Origin of the sequence: Apibacter sp. B3546 (assembly GCF_009827885.1) — a bacterium.
Lineage (GTDB): Bacteria > Bacteroidota > Bacteroidia > Flavobacteriales > Weeksellaceae > Apibacter.
Map to the genome: position 1 here is coordinate 42239 of NZ_WINW01000031.1, position 20344 is coordinate 62582.

Annotated in this window: 23 protein-coding genes; 7 read left to right on the forward strand and 16 right to left on the reverse strand. The window is 29.3% G+C overall.

The annotated features are described in order from the left end of the window. Window positions 1–35: 35 nt before the first annotated feature. The 14 genes from GFU93_RS05395 to rlmD all read right to left on the reverse strand — a co-directional run bounded on the left by GFU93_RS05395 (window position 36) and on the right by rlmD (window position 12837). The gene (locus GFU93_RS05395; protein ID WP_160567850.1) at window positions 36–917 is read right to left on the reverse strand and encodes a glycosyltransferase; all 882 of its coding nucleotides are present in this window, start codon (window positions 915–917) and stop codon (window positions 36–38) included. Between the two features lie 307 nt (window positions 918–1224). Further along, a complete protein-coding gene (locus GFU93_RS05400) occupies window positions 1225–2205 on the reverse strand; it encodes a glycosyltransferase (protein ID WP_160567852.1) in 981 nt (326 codons plus the stop codon). 14 nt (window positions 2206–2219) lie between these two features. Then, the gene (locus tag GFU93_RS05405; RefSeq protein ID WP_105296539.1) at window positions 2220–3326 is read right to left on the reverse strand and encodes a DegT/DnrJ/EryC1/StrS aminotransferase family protein; all 1107 of its coding nucleotides are present in this window, start codon (window positions 3324–3326) and stop codon (window positions 2220–2222) included. Continuing rightward, window positions 3323–3808 carry an acyltransferase gene (locus GFU93_RS05410; protein WP_105296538.1) on the reverse strand — a complete coding sequence of 162 codons (486 nt, stop codon included), beginning with the start codon at window positions 3806–3808 and terminating at the stop codon, window positions 3323–3325. Before GFU93_RS05410 ends, GFU93_RS05405 begins: the two co-directional genes overlap by 4 nt. Further along, window positions 3805–4206, reverse strand: coding sequence for an FdtA/QdtA family cupin domain-containing protein (locus GFU93_RS05415; protein WP_105296537.1), 402 nt, complete (start codon window positions 4204–4206; stop codon window positions 3805–3807). Before GFU93_RS05415 ends, GFU93_RS05410 begins: the two co-directional genes overlap by 4 nt. Before the next feature lie 24 nt (window positions 4207–4230). Beyond that, a complete protein-coding gene (locus tag GFU93_RS05420) occupies window positions 4231–5496 on the reverse strand; it encodes a polysaccharide ABC transporter ATP-binding protein (protein WP_160567854.1) in 1266 nt (421 codons plus the stop codon). 63 nt (window positions 5497–5559) lie between these two features. Beyond that, complete coding sequence (locus tag GFU93_RS05425) at window positions 5560–6420, reverse strand: ABC transporter permease (RefSeq protein ID WP_160567856.1); 861 nt, start codon at window positions 6418–6420, stop codon at window positions 5560–5562. Between the two features lie 13 nt (window positions 6421–6433). After that, window positions 6434–7303 carry a glucose-1-phosphate thymidylyltransferase RfbA gene (gene rfbA / locus GFU93_RS05430; RefSeq protein WP_160567858.1) on the reverse strand — a complete coding sequence of 290 codons (870 nt, stop codon included), beginning with the start codon at window positions 7301–7303 and terminating at the stop codon, window positions 6434–6436. A 4-nt stretch (window positions 7304–7307) separates the two neighbouring features. Continuing rightward, a complete protein-coding gene (locus GFU93_RS05435) occupies window positions 7308–7832 on the reverse strand; it encodes a hypothetical protein (RefSeq protein ID WP_160567860.1) in 525 nt (174 codons plus the stop codon). An 8-nt stretch (window positions 7833–7840) separates the two neighbouring features. Beyond that, on the reverse strand, window positions 7841–8893 hold the full coding sequence (gene rfbB, locus GFU93_RS05440; protein WP_160567862.1) for a dTDP-glucose 4,6-dehydratase: 1053 nt from the start codon (window positions 8891–8893) through the stop codon (window positions 7841–7843). A gap of 14 nt (window positions 8894–8907) precedes the next feature. Continuing rightward, window positions 8908–10218: a UDP-glucose/GDP-mannose dehydrogenase family protein gene (locus GFU93_RS05445; RefSeq protein WP_160567864.1), complete on the reverse strand. Its 1311-nt coding sequence runs from the start codon at window positions 10216–10218 to the stop codon at window positions 8908–8910. Window positions 10219–10299: 81 nt separating this feature from the next. After that, the gene (locus GFU93_RS05450) at window positions 10300–10980 is read right to left on the reverse strand and encodes a DUF6048 family protein (protein ID WP_160542890.1); all 681 of its coding nucleotides are present in this window, start codon (window positions 10978–10980) and stop codon (window positions 10300–10302) included. After that, window positions 10946–11428: a DUF6452 family protein gene (locus tag GFU93_RS05455; RefSeq protein ID WP_160542891.1), complete on the reverse strand. Its 483-nt coding sequence runs from the start codon at window positions 11426–11428 to the stop codon at window positions 10946–10948. Before GFU93_RS05455 ends, GFU93_RS05450 begins: the two co-directional genes overlap by 35 nt. 2 nt (window positions 11429–11430) lie before the next feature. Continuing rightward, a complete protein-coding gene (gene rlmD, locus GFU93_RS05460; RefSeq protein ID WP_160567866.1) occupies window positions 11431–12837 on the reverse strand; it encodes a 23S rRNA (uracil(1939)-C(5))-methyltransferase RlmD in 1407 nt (468 codons plus the stop codon). Window positions 12838–13016: 179 nt separating this feature from the next. On the opposite strand from rlmD, the gene GFU93_RS05465 reads away from it, so the two are divergent. Then, a complete protein-coding gene (locus GFU93_RS05465; RefSeq protein ID WP_160567868.1) occupies window positions 13017–14201 on the forward strand; it encodes a pyridoxal phosphate-dependent aminotransferase in 1185 nt (394 codons plus the stop codon). Window positions 14202–14304: 103 nt separating this feature from the next. Here the strand turns inward: GFU93_RS05465 and GFU93_RS05470 are convergent, their stop codons facing one another. Both GFU93_RS05470 and GFU93_RS05475 read right to left on the reverse strand, forming a co-directional pair. Then, the gene (locus tag GFU93_RS05470; RefSeq protein ID WP_160542894.1) at window positions 14305–14631 is read right to left on the reverse strand and encodes a YegP family protein; all 327 of its coding nucleotides are present in this window, start codon (window positions 14629–14631) and stop codon (window positions 14305–14307) included. Window positions 14632–14842: 211 nt separating this feature from the next. Further along, entirely contained in the window at window positions 14843–15637 is a 795-nt protein-coding gene (locus GFU93_RS05475) for an RNA methyltransferase (RefSeq protein WP_160567870.1), read from the reverse strand. A gap of 80 nt (window positions 15638–15717) precedes the next feature. Here GFU93_RS05475 and GFU93_RS05480 point away from each other — a divergent pair, with 80 nt between their 5' ends. The 6 genes from GFU93_RS05480 to GFU93_RS05505 all read left to right on the forward strand — a co-directional run bounded on the left by GFU93_RS05480 (window position 15718) and on the right by GFU93_RS05505 (window position 20309). Further along, the gene (locus tag GFU93_RS05480) at window positions 15718–16164 is read left to right on the forward strand and encodes a ribonuclease domain-containing protein (protein WP_160542896.1); all 447 of its coding nucleotides are present in this window, start codon (window positions 15718–15720) and stop codon (window positions 16162–16164) included. Next, a complete protein-coding gene (locus GFU93_RS05485; protein ID WP_160567872.1) occupies window positions 16161–16436 on the forward strand; it encodes a barstar family protein in 276 nt (91 codons plus the stop codon). The genes GFU93_RS05480 and GFU93_RS05485 overlap by 4 nt, the downstream gene beginning before the upstream one ends. Before the next feature lie 73 nt (window positions 16437–16509). Further along, complete coding sequence (locus GFU93_RS05490; protein ID WP_160557723.1) at window positions 16510–17235, forward strand: polyprenol monophosphomannose synthase; 726 nt, start codon at window positions 16510–16512, stop codon at window positions 17233–17235. Further along, window positions 17232–17600 (forward strand): DUF4296 domain-containing protein, encoded by a 369-nt coding sequence (locus GFU93_RS05495; protein ID WP_160567874.1) that lies wholly within the window; start codon window positions 17232–17234, stop codon window positions 17598–17600. The genes GFU93_RS05490 and GFU93_RS05495 overlap by 4 nt, the downstream gene beginning before the upstream one ends. 5 nt (window positions 17601–17605) lie before the next feature. After that, a complete protein-coding gene (locus GFU93_RS05500) occupies window positions 17606–18088 on the forward strand; it encodes a thioredoxin family protein (protein ID WP_160567876.1) in 483 nt (160 codons plus the stop codon). A gap of 85 nt (window positions 18089–18173) precedes the next feature. After that, entirely contained in the window at window positions 18174–20309 is a 2136-nt protein-coding gene (locus tag GFU93_RS05505; protein WP_160567878.1) for a S9 family peptidase, read from the forward strand. The last annotated feature ends 35 nt before the right edge of the window (window positions 20310–20344 follow it).

Consider the following 20344-nt stretch of genomic DNA (forward strand, 5'->3'; position numbering starts at 1 on the left):
TATAAAATTTTCAATAATTATGAAATAGGCATTTCTTAACTAGATTTTGTTAATTTAAAATTTCTAATTAAAGAGAATTTAACATATTTCATAATTTTGAAAATTACCTTCATATAACCTTTTACTCCCAACTTTTGTAAGTTTAAATATTTTATTTGTTTATTTAATGACCAAAAAAAAGGTGTTTTGTATTTATATAAATAACTTATAAATACATAATATTTATTTAATTCATATTCTTTATTATTTTTTTGTTCCTTAGGTATTGAATAATTTGACCGAATATTTATTAGTTCTGTAAACCATTCTTTAGACAAATTACCATATGAAAAATGTTTAATTAATATTTCTCCTGTAACAATATTAATATATTTTGAAGCAACTCTCAATGAAAAATCTATATCATAACCATGAAATCCTTTTATTTTATCATTAAATGGAAATTCTGAATATACATCCCTTCTGCAAGCCAAAAAAACCCCATCTAACGAATAAACTTTTTTGCTATTTCCGTATTTATCATCTAATCTGTAAGTTAACACATTCTCATCGTTTGCATCTGATTGTATTAAATTAAAAAAACAAACTTCTTTTATTCCCCACCAAAAAGCCGGAACATTGGGCACATAAGTAGAACCTGCAACACCAACAACTCCAATGTTTTTATCTGACAATAAGTTCATTAATTTATTTCCCCAATCTTTGGTTATAAATATGGTATCTTCATGAATAAAAAGTAAATTTTCATATTTAGCCTGTTGAGCTCCTTGATTGTATGCACAACATATTCCCATTAATTTTGGATTCCAAATATTTATAATCTCATAGGTTATATTATTTCCAATAGTTTCATTAACACTTTTACTAAATGATTGAAACCATTTATTATTATATGAGGAAACTATTATTGATATCATTCGTAATTTTCGTTTATCATATATGTATGAAATTTTTATTAATTATAAATAAAGGTTTATTAAATTTTTTTCAAATTGAATTGAAAAAATTATTTTACCATATTGGTATAACTTTATCTTTCTAATTTAATTTATATATATGTATTTAAGTCTTGGATTTGAATTTATTATTGAAGATATAACTAATTTTTAAATAAGTAATTCTTGATTTTATTTTATTGATAGTAAAGAAAAAAATTTTTACACTTGGTAAACTTATGGAATTTATTTTATTAATGAATTATTTTCAAATTAATAACGAGCCATTTTAAATGAGACACTTTTGATATTTCATAAAAGCAATGAGCTTATAATAATATTTATATATACTCATTGTTTTATTATACAAATCTATTTTTTTTCTATGTGATAGATAATTCATTCCCCATATTTTACTCATACAAGTTATCTGTTTGTTTATTTTATTATTTTTCAAAAACTTATATACATCATAATTATCTTTAATGAATGAATCATATATTAATTTATTAAGAAAATATTTAGCAATTGGGGAATTATTTTTATGTTTATTATATATTTTAATATCATCCACAGCCCATCTATCTCTAGATAACTTTTGTGTAATACTATTTTTATGAATTCTATATTTAGCTGAAGTATATTCTGAAAATTGTATTTTATATTTTTCAGCTATTCTTAACCACATATCAAGATCTTCATAATTTAAGTTTTCATCAAAATAGCCTATTTTAGATAAAATCTCACTTTTGATCATTATGGACATAGCCGGTATAAAATTTCCTTTTAATAATTCTTCATATATATTTTCGGAATTTATATGAAATACATTTGATTTATATTTTTCAATAAATTTGCCCTCTATAGGATTAGAGTCTTCATCTATAAGATAAACATCAGAAAAAACCATTCCTAGACGATCATCTGTATTCTCTAATAATTGTACTTGGATTTCGGTTTTTTTAGGCAACATGAGATCATCTGTTGCTATCGATGAAATATATTTCCCTTTGGCAACTTTATATCCGTCATTAATAGTTTTACAAATTCCCTTATTTTCAATATGCTTTATAAATTGAAATGGTTTATTATAAGTGAGCAACCACTGATCTATTTTTTTTACGCTATCATCTGTGGAACAATCATCAACAATTATTAATTCAATGTTTTTATATGTTTGCTGATCAATACTATCTAAAGTTTCTACTAGATGCTTGCTATTATTATAATTGATAGCTACTATACTAACTAAAGGTAATTCTTTATCCACAACAAGCCTATAACTTAAAATTGATTTATTTGATCAACTACTTTTTTTATTTCATCTTGAGTTAAAACAGGTGAAATGGGAATGCTTAAAATTTCTTTACTTAATTTTTCTGTTATTGGTAATTGTAAATGATTAAAGTTTGAATAAGCTTCCTGTTTATGAGGTGGTATAGGGTAATGAATTAAAGTTTGAATATTATTTTTTGATAAATATTCTAGTAATTCTTCTCTTTGTTTGCATTTAATTACAAATATATGCCATACATGCCCATGATTTTGAAGACAATTTTCAATTTTAGGTAATTCAATCTTAGGATTTTTAATATGGTTTAAATAATAATTAGCAACCTCTCTCCTTTTCTGATTTTCTTGATCATTATATTTCAATTTTAGGTTAAGAACTGTAGCTTGTATTTCATCTAACCTACTATTTAATCCTTGAAACTTATTCACATATTTTTTCTGTGATCCGTAATTAGCCAAAGTTCTTATAGTTTGCGCTAATTCAGTATCATTGGTACATACTGCTCCTGCATCTCCTAAAGCTCCTAAATTCTTTCCCGGATAAAAGCTAAAGCCTGAAGCATCTCCTAAGTTTCCTGTTTTAATACCTTCCCATTCTGCTCCAATTGCTTGAGCATTATCTTCAATAATTTTTAAATTATAATTTTGTGCCAATAATTTTAATTCATTGGAAAACACAGCTTGTCCATATAAGTGGACAATCATAATTGCTTTAGTCTTAGGGGTTATCTTTTCTTCAATTTTTGATATATCTATGTTAAAGGTTTGTTCATCAGGTTCTATAAAAATTGGTATCAATCCATTTTCTGAAACAGCTAAAACCGAAGCTATGTATGTATTGGCAGGAACAATTACTTCATCCCCTTCATTTATTATTCCTAATTCTTTATAACCTTTAATTATTAATCGTAAAGAATCCAATCCATTGGCAACTCCTATTGCTTCATTTACTCCAATATATTTTGCCAAATTATTTTCAAATTCTTTAACTTTTTCTCCTAAAAGATACCATCCTGATCGATATACTTTTATAATTTCATCTTCGATTTCTTTTTGAAATTGAAGATTGATTTTTTTCAAGTCTAAAAATTTTATCATAATTTTTGAATCTTACCTTCTTTTGATATTATGCCTTGTTGAATTGCGGGATTGCCATACCAAACCGTATAGGGGGGAATATCTTTCGTTATCACACTTCCTGCTCCAATTAGGCTATATTCTCCAATACTATGTCCTGCAATTATGGTTGAATTTGCCCCTATAGATGCTCCTTTTTTTATAATTGTTTTTTGGAATTCACTAGGATATTGCTTTGAACGGGGTATTAAATCATTAGTAAAGGTAACATTGGGACCAATAAAAACATCATCTTCTATAGTGACTCCGTCCCAAATCTGAACACCCGATTTGATGGTTACATTATTTCCAATTGTAACATCGTTTTCTATAAAAACATTAAAATTAATATTACAATTATTACCGATGATTGCGTTTTTTAATATAACACAAAACTGCCAAATGAAAGTATTATCCCCAATATTATGAGTTTGTACATCCGATGTTGGATGAATTTTAATCATTTTGTTAATTTTTTAAAATCTTCATAATCTCTAATATAATCTTGTTCCTTATAATAGTCAGATGCCAAGCATAATAAGACCGCATTATGTGAAAATTTAATATCACCCCAAACTTTAATGGGAATATACAATCCTTTTTCAGGAGAATCTAAGAGGAATGTATCTATATTTCCATATATATCTTCAGTAGTAATTTCAATTGTTCCTGAAACAGCAAATATTAATTGCTCAAGTTCTTTATGAGCATGACCTCCCCTCTGCACATCTTGAGGGGTAAAATAAGTCCAATATACTCTTTTAATTTTAAAAGGAATATTTAAATTTTCTTCAGCAACTGTGATATATCCTAAAGCTGAAGATCCTATTTTTGATAATTCTATAATATGCGGCTTATTCATTATATAATATTCGGTTTTTCATTTTTATCCATAAAACTTATTCGAAAAGTTAAGGTCCGGACGAATTACTCCCGGTAGTAAATTGTTATTTGAGCCCAATGATTCATTTAATATTTCAAATTGAATTACCTCGTTTTGAATATATAATGGGTATTTCTGATCTTCCCCAAATATTAAGTTAAATTTATAAACTCCGGCATTTAATAAATTGGGTTCTATATGACCTTTAACTATATAAATTCCTTTTTTGGAATCTTTATTCACTGTCACTAACTCTCCTGTATGAAAAATAACGATCTCATCAGAATTTCTTAATTCAAAAGTAACATCTAAATTTATGCCTTGTTTATAATTAAAAAATACTAATTCAAATTCTAATCCTGAAGAAATTGTTAAATAATTACCTTTCACAGGTTGAGTAGTAAACTTTAATATCTTTATATTTTCATTTCCCGGTGCGGAATCAATATCTCCATTATGTTCAAGAGATGATGGAACATTATTTAATTTTTGATAATATTCAACGGATTCCAAAGCCCCTCCCATATAAGATACGCCACCATGTTGCATAACCACCCCCTGGTTGCATAGTGTTTTTATTGCTGCCATATTATGGCTTACAAATAGTACGGTCCTTCCATCATTAACACTTACATCTTTCATTTTTCCTAGGCATTTTTTTTGAAACTCCGCATCACCTACAGCTAATACTTCATCTACAACTAATATTTCCGGCTCTAGATGGGCTGCAACAGCAAATGCCAATCGTACATACATGCCGGAGGAATACCTTTTTACCGGAGTATCTATATATCTTTCAACACCTGAAAAATTTACGATTTCATCAAATTTGGATCGAATTTCTCTTTTAGTCATTCCTAAAATAGCCCCGTTTAAAAAAATATTTTCTCTGCCTGTTAATTCCGGATGGAAACCGGTTCCCACTTCCAATAAAGAGGCTATTCTACCATTAATTTTAATACATCCTGATGTAGGAGATGTAGTTTTAGATAGTATTTTTAATAAGGTTGATTTTCCTGCTCCGTTTCTTCCTATAATGCCTAAGACTTCACCCTGCTTAACGTCGAAACTAACTTCTTTCAATGCCCACACAAAATCTGAAAAACCTTTTTTCGTTCTATCATTCGTTTCTCCAATTTTAGCGAAAGGATCACCCTTGCCTATTGTTTTCCACCACCATCTTTTAAAATCCTGCTGCAAAGTTCCGGTACCTACCTGACCTAATCTATATAGTTTTGAAATATTTTCTATTTTTATTGCTAGATTCATATTGGAAAATAATGAATATACTTTTTATAAATTTTTGGATAAATATAATAATTTATGCATCATTTAGACAGTATCCATAAAGCTTCTTTCCACTTTATTAAAAATTATAATACCAAAAAATATGCTAAAAAAAGCAAATAGAGTACTATATAATAAGCCTCCCCAACTCAAAACTCCTTCTCCTAAAAAGCCGTATTTAAAGGCTTCTATGATCGGTGAAATAGGATTAATCATAGCTAACCAATGAAAATTTTCGGGAAGTTTGTTATAAATCATGGATATAGGATAAATGATTGGAGTTGCATACATAAGTAATGACACACCAAATGACAATAAATAGGATAAATCTCTGTATTTAGTTGTCATGGAACTAATAATCATACCTAAACCTAGTCCTATACCTGCCATAAGAACAAGTAAAATAGGAAGTAAAATAACATATATATTTGTTTGAAGATGAACTCCTTTAAATATATAATAAAACAAAAATATTAGAAATAAAATAAACTGAATTAAAAATTTCAATAAATTACCGATAACTATTGACAAAGGCATGATTAAGCGAGGAAAATATACTTTTCCAAATATACTTGCATTATCTCTGAATACTGATGAAGTTCCTGTTAAGCAATCTTGAAAATAATTCCAAAGAGTTAAACCCGATAAATAAAATAAAATACCCGGTATCCCATTTGTTTTTATACCGGCAATTCCCCCAAAAACAACCGTAAACATTAAAGAAGTTATAATTGGGTTTATAAAAAACCAAAGGGGGCCTAGAATGGTTTGCTTATAGTTAGCAACAAAATTTCTCCTTACCATAAGAACTAATAAGTCCCTATAATCCCAAATTTCTTTAAGCTTAAAATCTAATAAAGAATGCTTTGCACTTATTTTTTCAGTCCATTTCTGAGTTTCTTCCATTTAATAATAAGCACTAACGTTTATAATAGGTAATATTTTTAAGATATTCTCCATACCCGCTTTTTCCATATTTATTAGCAATCTCATATAATTTTTCAATAGAAATAAATCCTCTCTTATAAGCAGTTTCTTCAATACATCCAATTTTTATACCTTGTCTTTTTTCAATTACACGTATATATTCTGTAGCATCATGAAGAGAATCAAAAGTTCCGGTATCCAGCCAAGCTGTACCTCTGTCCATTACTCCAACTTCCAACTCTTCGTTTTCTAAATATACTTTATTTACATCTGTAATTTCATACTCTCCTCTAGCTGACGGCTTTAATTGTTTTGCTATTTCTACTACTTTATTATCGTAAAAATATAATCCCGGTACTGCATAGTTTGATTTTGGATTTAATGGCTTTTCTTCTATGGATATAGCTTTCATATCTTCATTAAATTCAACTACCCCATATCTTTCCGGATCATTTACATGGTAAGCAAAAACTATAGCTCCTTTTGGATTGGTTTTGGATCTCAATAATTGGCTTAAACCTGCTCCATAAAAAATATTATCTCCTAATATTAATGCCACCGAATCATCTCCTATAAATTTTTCACCAATAACAAAAGCTTGAGCTAAACCGTTTGGCGTATGTTGGATTTCATAAGTTAAGTTACACCCGAAATCTGAACCGTCTCCTAACAATTTTTTGAATGCCTCTTGATCATGAGGTGTGGTAATAATTAATATATCTTTAATTTCTGCATCCATTAAAACCGATAATGGATAATAGATCATAGGTTTATCATAAACAGGCATAAGTTGTTTACTTACTGCAATGGTAAGTGGGTATAATCGTGTTCCGGATCCTCCAGCTAATATAATTCCTTTCATATAATTATTTTATTATAAATGTATTAAACATAACATTATAATCCGACCTATCGGTATTATTTTTATCTTCAACTATTTGTAAAGTAATTGTTTTATCTTCATAGTGCATAACCCCTACTTCACCGTATACTTTGTCTCTGGTATCATCGGCTTCGTAATAGGTAGTTATCCAATTAAACTTACCAAGATGGGTTGATTTATTTTTGCTTGTAACTTTAAAGTTTACTTTTTGATAAAAAAATTGAAGTTGATTGATTTGATCACTTACTATAGAGTCGGCAGATAATTTTTTATTAAAAATGCTAATCGCTATGGTACTTTCTATTTTGTAATTAGTGTATTTGTCTAATTCAAGATATCTAACACCTTCTTTGAAATAATCGTTTTTAACTTTCCAATGTAAAGGTAAATTAATAGATAATCCTTCTTTTTGATAGGTATTAGTTGTTTGTTTTTTACTTTCCTTACTTTGTGTACAAGAATTTATTATAAATAACAACGTAAAAATAAATACACTTATTTTACTCATGATAAATATTACGTTAAATCATATTGTTCATCATAATATTTTCGATATGAGCCACTGGTTACGTGGTTTAACCAATCTTGATTATCCATATACCAATCAATAGTCTTAGTTAATCCTTCCTCAAAATTTACGGAAGGTTTCCATCCTAGCTCTTTATTTATTTTAGTAGCATCAATAGCATAACGTAAATCATGTCCGGGACGATCTTTAACAAAAGTTATTAATTTAGCACTTTCTCCTTCTTTTCTTCCTAATTTCTTATCCATCAATTTACATAATAAGTGAACTAAATCAATATTTTTCCATTCGTTAAACCCTCCTATATTATAATTTTCTTTGTTTTTTCCTTTATGAAAAACCAGATCAATAGCTAAGGCATGGTCAATTACATATAACCAGTCACGAGTATAATTTCCATCACCATATACAGGTAAAGGGTTATTATTAATGATATTATGAATTAACAACGGGATAAACTTTTCCGGAAAATGATTAGGACCATAGTTATTAGAACAATTGGTAATAACGACCGGTAAATCATAGGTATCTGTATATGCTCTTACAAAATGATCTGATGAGGCTTTTGAAGCCGAGTAAGGGGAATGAGGATTGTATTTTGTTTCTTCAGTAAAGAAACCTGTTTCACCTAATGTACCATACACTTCATCGGTGGATACATGATGAAATCTTTTACCTTCATAATTATTATTCCAAACTTTTTTTGCAGCATCTAAAAGAATTACCGTGCCTATAACATTTGATTTTACAAATTCCAAAGGAGTGGTTATGGACCTGTCTACATGAGATTCTGCGGCTAAATGTATGACTCCATCCGGTTGAAATTCTGAAAATATTTCTTTTATTTGTTCTTCATTAGTTATATCGGCTTTTAAAAATTGGTAATTAGGCTTATTTTCTATATCTTTTAAATTTTCTAAATTACCTGCATAAGTTAATGCATCTAAATTTAAAATTTTATATTCCGGATACTGATTTACAAATCTTCTGACTACATGAGATCCGATAAATCCGGCTCCTCCTGTAATTATTAATTTTTTCATTTATTTAAAATTATCTATCCATTTATTAATTTCCTACCAATACTTTTATAATAAAAGCCATGAATTTCTAATTCATCTAGATTATAAAGATTTCTTCCATCAAAAATAGCTTTATTATTCATCTTTTTTTCTAAAATATCAAAATGAGGATGTCTAAATTCACCCCATTCTGTTACAATAATTAAAGCGTCTGCTCCTTCTACACAATCATACATATTGTTGGCATATTCTATTTTATTGCCTAATATTTTTTTTACATTATTGACAGCAATCGAATCGTATGCTTTTACTTTTGCTCCTTTATCCAGAAGCATATCAATTATTTCAAGTGAGGAAGCTTCCCGAATATCATCCGTATTTTCTTTGAAAGCTAACCCCCAAATTGCTATTTGTTTATTTTTTAAATCACCTAAATATTTTTCGACTTCAGGTACTAATATGGTTTTTTGTCTTTGATTTACCTCTTCTACAGATTCTAAAATTTCAAAAGTATATCCAACTTCTTTTCCACTTTTAATTAAAGCTTTTACATCCTTGGGAAAACAACTCCCTCCATATCCTACACCCGGAAATAAAAATCGATTCCCAATTCTTTCATCCGACCCCATACCTAATCGTACTTTATCAACATCTGCTCCTACTTTTTCGCAGTAATTAGCTACTTCATTCATAAAGGTGATTTTGGTGGCTAAGAAAGAATTGGAAGCATATTTTGTTAACTCAGAAGATTTTTCATCCATCTTTATCATTTTAGCACCGGCATTAGTTAAGGACAAATAAATTTTATCCATTATTTCAAATGCTTTTTGTGAACCGGCTCCCACAATTACTCTTTCAGGATTCATAAAATCTTCCACAGCGTATCCTTCTCGTAAAAATTCCGGATTTGAAACTACATCGAAAGGTACTTGTGTTTTTGATTTTATCAGGTTTTTGACTTTTTCTGCTGTACCTACCGGAACCGTACTTTTATTTACAATTAAGGTATATTCAGTCATTAGATCTCCTATTTGACCGGCAACTTCCAGTACGTAAGACAGATCCGCTGAACCATCTTCTCCCGGAGGAGTTGGCAAGGCTAAAAATATTACATTTGAAACTCGCATTGCTTCACTTAAATCCGTGGTAAAAAACAAACGACCTCCTTTTATATTTCTCAGAAATACTTCTTCTAATTGTGGCTCATAAATGGGTACTTGCCCACTTTTCATTAAGGTAACTTTTTCTTCATTTATATCAACACAATGTACACTATGTCCCAAATCTGCAAGGCATGTTCCTGAAACCAGTCCTACATATCCTGTCCCAACAATTGTAATATTCATATATTTAAATATTTTACAAAAATATAATTTATATTTTATTAATTATTTTATCTATTAGTAATACAATAGGTTTTAATAGGATTAAAATAATTTATAAGATATCCCCCAGAAAAGAGATATATTTGCCGATCCCTTATCTTTTCCATACCCGGGAATAACTAAATTGTCTACATTTTTCTGTTTGCTGGAAAACAATAGAAATTTAGGACGAACCATGAAATCAATATAAAACGGTGAGTTTCCAATTTGAACTTTAGCTCCTGCAACTGCTTCTAACCAGCCGGAACTTACATTTGCTTCCGGTAAAGAACCTTCTCCAATTATTTGTATTTGTCCTTCGGGATTCATTCCCTTAAGAGGATATTTTTTTACATTTTGCTTGAAGGGGGAATAACCAAATCTTCCTCCTATATAAAACCCTTCGCCTGATTTTTCATAGTTGTTAGTTAAAATATAATTTATTCCTATTTCTCCAAAAACTCCTTTTGCATCAATATTCCAGTTATTTTTATTATAAATATTTTTTTCATACCCTACTTCGGCAACAGCCAACCACCTATTTTTAATTTTATAAGCGATAAAACTACTATAATTTTTTTTATCTGCAAAAAAACCAGCAACCGGATTTAATAAATCCACTCCTATAAATAGTTGATGCTTTGGATTTTTTACCGGAATAGAATCGTTGCTTTTTGTTTGGGAATGAGCATATATACCCAGAAATACACTAATAAGCAATACGTAAATTCGTAGAGGATTCATTATAAATTTGATTAGTTTGACCTGTTATGGATTTTATAGTTGTAAGCGCAGTTGCATCATAAGTTACCTCATTAAATATTACCTTGAATCCACATGCCTTTGAAACAAACTGTTGATCAGTCAGGTATTTTATTGTAATAATATTTTTACTTGAATCCGGAGTATGCAGTGTATCGTATAAATAAAAAACAGTTTCGTCGGATAAAGAATTTAAAGGTAATTGAATACTGTCTTTCCCAAGAAAGACACCTTCCGAATGTACAGAACCATCCGGCATTTTCCTGTCAACATATAATCGAGTTTTCTTATATTTACTACCTAAACTATCCAATTCTATAGTCAATCTCGGTGTAGTAACTTTGTCGCAAACATCATCATCTACACAGGAAAAAACAAGTAAACCTATAAAGAATAGGACGAATAGTATATTTATTTTTTTTTGAAACATTTTTATTTTAGTTTAAGAAGCGCAACGCTTTCAACATGATAAGTCTGTGGAAACATATCTACAGCTTGAACTTTTACAACCTCATATTTTTCTTTCATCAACTCCAGATCCCTAGCTTGTGTTGCTGAATTACAACTTACATAAACTATTTTTTGGGGGGCTATGCGTAATATAGTGTCTACTACATTTTTATGCATTCCTTCTCTCGGCGGATCGGTAACAATAATATCCGGATGACCGTTTTCATGAATAAATTCTTCCGTGAATATATCTTTCATATCTCCACAATAAAAACGACAATTTTTAATATTATTATATTCAGCATTTTCTTTCGCAGCATTTATTGCCTCGGGTACCGCTTCTACTCCGACCACCGTTTTTGCTTTACGAGAAATAAATTGCGCTATGGTTCCTGTTCCTGTATAAAGATCATACACTACTTCATCGCCTTTTAAATCTGCAAAATCTCTTGCTATTTCGTATAATTTTACGGCTTGTTTATAATTAGTTTGAAAAAATGATTTGGGTCCAATTTTAAATTTTAGTCCTTCTATCTCTTCCGTTAAAAAACCATTTCCATGGAATATTTTAACATCCAAATCATATAAGCTGTCATTTCCTTTAGAATTTATTGCATAAAGAATCGTTTTTACTTCAGGAAATTCTTCGCGAATATAGTTCAATATTTTGCCAATATTTTGCTCATCCTCTCTAAAAAACTGTAGCAAAACCATTAGATCATTTTTAGAATTAGAACGAATCATTAATGTTCTAAGAAATCCGCTTTGTTCTTTAAAATCATAAAATTCCATCTTATGCTTTAAAGCAAACTCTTTAATAGAATTTCTGATTTTATTTGAAGGTTCTTGTTGTAAAAAACATTCTTTAATGTCTAATACTTTATTCCATTGTTGAGGTATGTGAAAACCCAACGCATTTTTATCTTCAATATCTTTATCGGATTGTATTTCTTCAGATGTCAACCATCGAGCATTAGAAAAGGAAAATTCCATTTTATTTCTGTAGAAATACTTATCCGTTGAAGGGACAATGGTTAATTCTTGAAAATTATCAATTTTTCCAATTCTTTTTATATTATTGTAAACCTCTTTCTCTTTATATTCTAATTGTTTTTCATAAGAAAGATTTTGCCATTTACAACCTCCGCATATTCCAAAATGCATACATTCGGGATCCACTCGATCAGAAGAATATTTAATAAAATCTAAAACTTTAGCTTCATAATAATTTTTTTTAGACTTAATTACCTGGGCATTAACTACATCCCCCGGTACGGCATATCCTACTAATACTGTTTTTCCTTCTTCAGTTTTTCCTATCGCAACCCCTTTAGCTCCGGCAGTAGTAAGCTCTAAATTGGGGATTTGTATATTTTTTTTTCTTCTCAAATTACAGAATATAAAATAAGATTACAAAAATACACAAAAAATGTATTCTATAAAAAGAGTTTATATTTACTGATTTTGAACTGAATACTCTTCATATTTTTATCTTATAAAACTATTTTAATCTAAAAAAATACTGTATTTTTGAGTTTTGAAAAACAATAAAAATTAATTAGTCCAAAATGAATTTATTATCCGATCGCGTTAATCGTCTTAGCTATTCTCAAACCTTTGTTATGTCTAACAAAGCTCGAGAATTAAAAGCTCAAGGAATCAATGTTATTAGCTTAACTTTGGGAGAGCCTGATTTTGAAATTCCTGAATTTGTAAGGGAATCTGCCATCAAAGCGATTAATGATGGTGTTAAATCCTACACACCCGTTCCCGGATATCTTGAATTAAGAAAAGCTATTGCTAATAAATTTAAAAGAGACAATAATTTAGAATATAAACCTGATCAAATAGTTGTTTCGAACGGAGGAAAACAGTCTATTATTAATGTATTGCTTTCGATCATTAATGATGGAGATGAAGTAATCGTTCCTGCTCCTTATTGGGTAAGCTATTATGAAATGGTTAAACTTGCCGGAGGGGAAAATATTGTGGTAACTACTACTATTGACACCGATTTTAAAATAACACCCGAACAGCTTGAGAATGCTATAACTCCAAAAACCAAAGCGTTTTTATTCAGCTCTCCATGTAATCCTTCGGGAACCGTCTATACTAAAGAGGAATTATATGCCTTAGCTCAAGTATTGGAAAAGCACCCTAACGTAATTATTATTTCTGATGAAATATATGAATATATAAATTATGAAGGAAAACACGAAAGTATAGCTCAATTTCCTGAAGTTTTTAATCAGACTGTAACAATTAACGGCGTTTCCAAATCGTATGCCATGACAGGTTGGAGAATTGGATATTTAGGAGGCCCAAAATGGCTTACTGATGCTTGTGATAAAATTCAAGGACAAATGACCTCAGGGGCAAATTGTATTGCCCAAATGGCATCTATAACAGCTATAGAAGCTGATCCTTCGGTTATTAATTATATGATTGACGGTTTTAAAAAGAGAAGGGAGCTTGTATACAATTTATTGCACGAAATTCCGGGATTTAAAGTTAATAAACCGGCCGGAGCATTTTATTTCTTTCCTGATGTATCTTTTTATTTTGGAAAGACTATTCAAGGACATAAGATTACAAATTCCGATGATTTTGCTTTATTATTATTAGAAAAAGCACATGTAGCTACAGTGGGTGGTGTATGTTTTGGAGACAGTAATTGCATACGATTATCGTATGCGGCTTCTGAAGAAGATCTTATTGAAGCTTTAAAAAGAATCAAAAATACCCTATCGTAAAAAAATCATTTCTTAGTTATAAAAAATAAAAGCTGTGAAAATTCACAGCTTTTATTTTTAGTAAATATTCAAACCTAATTTATATAGGCTCCGGTCAATTTTTCTATTTAGATAAATCAACCGTTTCTGCTGTCGGGGCATTGTTCATTACTGATTTTACACCATTCTTAGCATTAGTTTCATTGTCATAAAGCTCGCTGGTTCCTACTATTTGTCCGTTACCGGCTTTTAAGTTAAAAAACCATTTTTTGTTAGAGGACTGTTTCAATTCAAAACGATCTTCGTTTTTGGAATTTCTTTTTACAGAACTAACACCTTTTTGACAATTTGTTTTTTGGGTATATCCTTCACTTGCCAGGATAATTTGCCCGTTTTTTGCTTTCAGTCTAAATCGAAAAGCACCTGATTTGTCTTTAAAAATTTCAAACATAGTTGTACAAATTTTAGTCTTACTTTATTAAGCTTTTTAGTGTTATTTATCCAACTATATTACAATATTCTTGTTTTTTTCAACAAATAATAGAGTAACAATGTTCTCTTTTTCTAAACAATTTCATACAAAGATATAAGTTCTAATTAATAAAGAACAAGAATAATATATTTTTATGACATAATACACATAAAGTTTGCAAATATTATTTTCATAAGTGCTTGTTTAACATGATTTTTTGTCTTTCCACTTCATAACAAACAATTGCAACTGCATTGCTTACATTTAATGAATCTATTTGTCCTTTCATAGGAATTAGTATATTTTCTTTTATTTTATCTTTCCAAAAATCAGAAATACCGGAATGCTCTGTTCCAAATATGACTGCAGCTGATTGGGTAAAATCAACATTTTGTATAATTTTTGAGGTTTCAGTCATATAAGTAGCATAAATTGGTACATCCATTTTTATAAGAAAATCATATATATTTGCATTATTTGTTGATATAATAGGAATATTAAAAAAACTTCCTACCGATGACCGTAGTACATTGGGATTATACAGATCTGCTTTTTCTTCACATACTACAACCATATCTACACCAAACGCATCTGCTGACCTGCATATTGCCCCAAGATTACCCGGTTTTTCAATTGATTCAATAACCAGGATAAATGGGCGATCCGGTAATTTTATTTGGTCTAATTCATAGGTCTTATATTCATAAACCCCCAGTATGCCTTCAGATAGTTTCCTATAAGCGATCTTATCATAAACAGATTGTGATACTTCATATTTTATAGCGGAAGAAGGCAGTGTTATAGAATCTTGAAAAATATGTGGTTGTATGTAAAATTCAATAGGAACAAAACCATTTTTTAAGGCGAAAAAATTTTCATTTTTGCCTTCAACAATGAATTTCCTTTGACTTTTCCTTTCTTTACTTTTTTCTAATAATTTTACTAAATTCTTTATTTTTGGATTTTTATTACTTTCTATATACATGATATAAAAGAAATTTGGCAAAAGTAAAAAAACTTATTCATTATTTAGATAATTTTATTACTTATATTTGAATTATTAGCATGAAAATTAAAAAACAACCCTTTTTTTATAGTCTTTTCTTTAGTGTTTTAATAATAATTTCCTTAATCCTTAGTTATAACCTTTCAACTAAAAAATTAAATCTTGGGCAATTTAATATAGAACAGCTAAGTTCAGAAGATATTGTTATAAATTATATAAAAATACATCATTCCTTACCAAATTATTATATTAAAAGATTAGATGCGCGTAAAGCCGGTTGGAAACCCGAAAAAGGTAATTTATGTCAAATACTCCCGGGTAAAATAATTGGCGGGGATATATTTAAAAATAGAGAAAATAAGATTCCATCGAAAAAGGGAAGAAAATGGACGGAAGCCGATTTGAATTATAAGTGCGGAATGAGAGGTGCCGATCGTGTTATTTTTTCGAATGATGGACTAATTTTTGTAACTTATGACCATTATAAGACTTTTCAACAAAGATGAAAACAGTTTCTTTTGATTTTGACTCTATTTCTTCTTTACCTAAATTTTACCGAGTTTTTCAAAAAAAATTCGGCCTTGATTCTCATACGGCCAATAATTTGGACGGACTTTGGGATACGCTTACCGGTATTATTGAATTGCCTGTAAAAATTAATTTCCAAAATTTAGATTTAGATAAAATTCAAAAGTTTAAACAATTAATTGCCTTATTTGAAGAAGCTGAAAAAGAAACTGATAGAGAACTCGTGTTTTCTTATTTTTTATCCAACTAACTTATAATTTTGGATTACCTTTGTTGATAGTGTTACTAGAAACATAAATTTACTTTATTAAAAACAATATACTGTGTCCGATAAAAAACTAGTCATAATTCCTACATACAATGAAATTGAAAACATTGAAGATATCATTTCATGTGTGTTTAGCCTGGAAGAGGATTTCGATATATTGATTGTAGATGATTCTTCTCCTGATGGCACTGGAGAGACAGTTGCCGACTTAATTCCAACATATTCCAATCGTCTTTTTTTAGAAGTTCGAAGTACTAAAAATGGCTTGGGAAGAGCCTATATCCATGGTTTTAAATGGGCATTGCAAAAGGGATATGATTATATTTTTGAAATGGATGCTGATTTTTCACATAATCCGAATGATTTAATTAAACTGTACCAGGCTTGTAAAAATGGAGCAGATTTAGCTGTTGGTTCTCGTTATTGCCAGGGAGTTAATGTAGTTAATTGGCCGATGAATCGGGTGCTACTTTCTTTTTTTGCCTCTAAATATGTGCGTTTGATTACCGGATTACCCATTAACGATTCTACTGCCGGTTTTGTATGTTTCACTCGAAAAGTATTGGAGGAATTACCTCTTGATCAAGTGGAATTAGTAGGATATGGCTTTCAAATTGAAATGAAATTTAGAGCGTATTGCAAAAAATTTAAAATTGTTGAAATTCCTATTATATTTACAGACCGAACTAAAGGAAAATCGAAGATGAGTGGAGCCATCATCAGTGAAGCTGTTTTCGGAGTAATTAAAATGAAATTTATGTCTTTATTAGGAAGATTATGAGACTTTATTTATATATATTTATTAGTCTGTCTTTATTGCTTTTTTCATGCCAACATCCGCTTGAAAAACCTGATCATCTGCTCTCTAAAAAGGATATGATTGCTATTTTAAGTGACATTTATTTATATAAACAAACTCCAACCAATCTTCCATTGGATCAAGAAACTGCTTTTGATACATACGTTTCTATATTTAAGGCTCATCATACCACTAAAGAAATTTTTCAAAACAGTTACATATATTACTATACAGATGTAAATGCTTTACAGCATATATATGATAAAGTTATTGATAATCTTAAAAGTAAATTAACTAAAGAGCAGCAACAACAATTAAAAGAAGAAGAATCACCCGAAAACCCTTGATAAAAATGAAAATCAAATTTTTAGTTCTATGTATATTTTTTGTCTCAATGGTATTTTCACAAGATAAAAAAATATATAATCCTGATGATCATGCTCAACAAAAAATTGATTCTTGTATTAGTGAAGCTAAAAAAGAAAAAAAATTTATTTTGCTTCAAATCGGTGGAAATTGGTGTATCTGGTGTATTCGATTCAATACTCTAACTCAAAATAACGAGGCTATAAAGAATATTTTAACGGAAAATTATATTGTATATCATTTAAATTATTCAAAAGAAAATAAAAATGAATCTATTTTAGCCAAGTTAGGATATCCTCAACGTTTTGGTTTTCCAGTATTCGTAATCTTAAATGAAAAAGGTGAAAGAATTCATACGCAGCAGTCTGATTTTTTAGAAGACAACAATTCAGGATATGACGTTAAAAAAGTTGAAAAATTTTTAAATGATTGGTCTCCAAAAGCCCTTGATCCCAATTTCAATAATTAATAAAGGTACTTTCGTTTGTTATTAAAAGCGTAGGTTAGCTAATAAAAGCTATTATTTATTATTCTAAATTTTAAAAATGATCTTTATGAGATTTGATAAAAGTATATTGTTATCTATAATTTTATGCATATTCGTAGTAAATATTAATGCTCAAAAAATAACATTAGAAGAAATATGGAGCGGTAAATTTTATCCAAAAACCATTTCAGGAATAAAATCTTTAAAAAATGGTAAAGAATATACTATTCTAACTAAAAATGGTATTGAAAAATATTCCTATGATACCTTTGATAAAATTAATACGATCATTTCGGGTACTTATTCCGATTATTTATTTAATAACGATGAAAATTATTTGCTTTTAGAAAATGAATCGTTTCCAATATATCGACGCTCAAAATCGGGAATTTATACTTTATATAACATAAAAAACCAAACATTTTTAGAGGTTTTCAATAAAAAGCCCATACAAGAACCTATTTTTTCTCCTGATGGTACTAAAATAGCATTTGTTTATGAAAATAATATCTATTATCAAGAATTTCCCTCATTACAAATAACGCAAGTTACGTACGATGGAAAAAAGAATAAAATCATAAATGGAATTTCAGATTGGGTTTATGAAGAAGAGTTTGCTCATGTCAGAAATTTTGAATGGTCGCCCGACGGAAAGAATATTGCCTTTATACATTTTGATGAATCTCATGTTAAAGAAGTTGATATTCCATTGTATGAAAACTTTTTGTATCCCGATCATTTCATTTACAAATATCCAAAATCAGGAGAAGACAATTCTACTGTTAGCTTAAAGTTATATAATTTAGATAAAAAAGAAATTAATACGGTTTCTTTATCTAATTACGAAAACTATTATATTATAAATGTTAAATTCTCACCCAATGGAGATTTATTCGCAATAACTTCCAACCGTTTTCAAAATAATATTACTGTTTTAAAAATAAACCCGGCAAATCTTAACACTCAATTATTAGTAACGGAAACATCCACTACTTGGATTGACACTGACAAACTTTATATTAATTTATTAGCCGATGGAAGTTTTGTTTTAAACTCCGAAAAAAACGGCTACAATCACTTATATCTTTATAATGCTAAAGGACAATTAATAAAACCTATTACTAAAGGGAATTGGGACGTAATTCGAATTTATGGAATAGATAATAAAAATTCCCTCTTATACTTTCAATCCAATGAAAAAGGATCTAACAATAGGATAGTAGCCTCCGTTAACATTAAAACCGGTAAACAGAAAATTTTAACAGATGAAATAGGAACCCATAATGCTTCTTTTAGTACTGATTTTTCTTATTTCATCGATCAATTTAGTACAGCAAATACACCTCCTGTATTTACATTGAGAAACAATAACGGATCTATATTAAAAACTCTGGAAGATAATTCGTTCTTAGTATCTTATGTCAATAAGAAAGAAATTCAAAAATTGGAATTTATTGAAATTCCAGCTAAAAATGGGATTAAGTTGAAATCATACATGATTAAACCTATAAATTTCAATCCTGATAAAAAATATCCTGTTTTAATGTATGTATACGGAGGCCCCGGATCTCAAACGGTAACCAATTCTTGGGATTCATTCAATTATTGGTGGCACCAAATGCTTGCGCAAGAAGGATATATAATTGTTTCCGTTGATGGTAGAGGAACCGGAGGAAGAGGGGAAAACTTTAAAAAATCAACATATAAACAGCTAGGTAAACTTGAACTTGAAGATCAAATTGCTGCTGCAAAGTGGTTGCAAACCCAATCTTTTATCGATTCTAACAGAATTGGAATATGGGGCTGGAGCTTTGGTGGTTATTTAACTTCTCTATGTATGACAAAGTCTAATGGATTATTTAAAATGGGAATAGCTGTTGCGCCGGTAACCAATTGGAGATTTTATGATACTATTTATACCGAACGATTTTTACAAACTCCACAAGAAAATCCAACAGGATATGACGAAAATTCACCTATAAACTTTGCAAAAGATTTACAGGGTAAATTTTTAATTATTCATGGAACGGCAGATGACAATGTACATTTTCAAAATTCTGCAGCAATGATCAAAGCTCTTATTGAAAATGGAAAACAATTTGATACAGCTATTTATCCTGATAAAGATCATGGAATTTATGGCGGAAATACTCGATATCATTTATATCAAAAAATGACTAATTACGTTAAATCAAATCTGTAGGAATTTTTATATATTAACTTTTACTACTGATACAT

Coding starts and splice junctions, on each gene's coding strand:
- GFU93_RS05500 (WP_160567876.1), top strand. CDS start 17,606: ATGAAAATCAAATTTTTAGTTCTATGTATATTTTTTGTCTCAATGGTA.
- GFU93_RS05485 (WP_160567872.1), top strand. CDS start 16,161: ATGAAAACAGTTTCTTTTGATTTTGACTCTATTTCTTCTTTACCTAAA.
- GFU93_RS05425 (WP_160567856.1), bottom strand. CDS start 6,420: ATGGAAGAAACTCAGAAATGGACTGAAAAAATAAGTGCAAAGCATTCT.
- rfbB (WP_160567862.1), bottom strand. CDS start 8,893: ATGAAAAAATTAATAATTACAGGAGGAGCCGGATTTATCGGATCTCAT.
- rfbA (WP_160567858.1), bottom strand. CDS start 7,303: ATGAAAGGAATTATATTAGCTGGAGGATCCGGAACACGATTATACCCA.
- GFU93_RS05395 (WP_160567850.1), bottom strand. CDS start 917: ATGATATCAATAATAGTTTCCTCATATAATAATAAATGGTTTCAATCA.
- GFU93_RS05495 (WP_160567874.1), top strand. CDS start 17,232: ATGAGACTTTATTTATATATATTTATTAGTCTGTCTTTATTGCTTTTT.
- GFU93_RS05450 (WP_160542890.1), bottom strand. CDS start 10,980: ATGAATCCTCTACGAATTTACGTATTGCTTATTAGTGTATTTCTGGGT.
- GFU93_RS05475 (WP_160567870.1), bottom strand. CDS start 15,637: ATGTATATAGAAAGTAATAAAAATCCAAAAATAAAGAATTTAGTAAAA.
- GFU93_RS05455 (WP_160542891.1), bottom strand. CDS start 11,428: ATGTTTCAAAAAAAAATAAATATACTATTCGTCCTATTCTTTATAGGT.
- GFU93_RS05505 (WP_160567878.1), top strand. CDS start 18,174: ATGAGATTTGATAAAAGTATATTGTTATCTATAATTTTATGCATATTC.
- GFU93_RS05415 (WP_105296537.1), bottom strand. CDS start 4,206: ATGAATAAGCCGCATATTATAGAATTATCAAAAATAGGATCTTCAGCT.
- GFU93_RS05470 (WP_160542894.1), bottom strand. CDS start 14,631: ATGTTTGAAATTTTTAAAGACAAATCAGGTGCTTTTCGATTTAGACTG.
- GFU93_RS05435 (WP_160567860.1), bottom strand. CDS start 7,832: ATGAGTAAAATAAGTGTATTTATTTTTACGTTGTTATTTATAATAAAT.
- GFU93_RS05420 (WP_160567854.1), bottom strand. CDS start 5,496: ATGAATCTAGCAATAAAAATAGAAAATATTTCAAAACTATATAGATTA.
- GFU93_RS05405 (WP_105296539.1), bottom strand. CDS start 3,326: ATGATAAAATTTTTAGACTTGAAAAAAATCAATCTTCAATTTCAAAAA.
- GFU93_RS05410 (WP_105296538.1), bottom strand. CDS start 3,808: ATGATTAAAATTCATCCAACATCGGATGTACAAACTCATAATATTGGG.
- GFU93_RS05445 (WP_160567864.1), bottom strand. CDS start 10,218: ATGAATATTACAATTGTTGGGACAGGATATGTAGGACTGGTTTCAGGA.
- GFU93_RS05465 (WP_160567868.1), top strand. CDS start 13,017: ATGAATTTATTATCCGATCGCGTTAATCGTCTTAGCTATTCTCAAACC.
- GFU93_RS05480 (WP_160542896.1), top strand. CDS start 15,718: ATGAAAATTAAAAAACAACCCTTTTTTTATAGTCTTTTCTTTAGTGTT.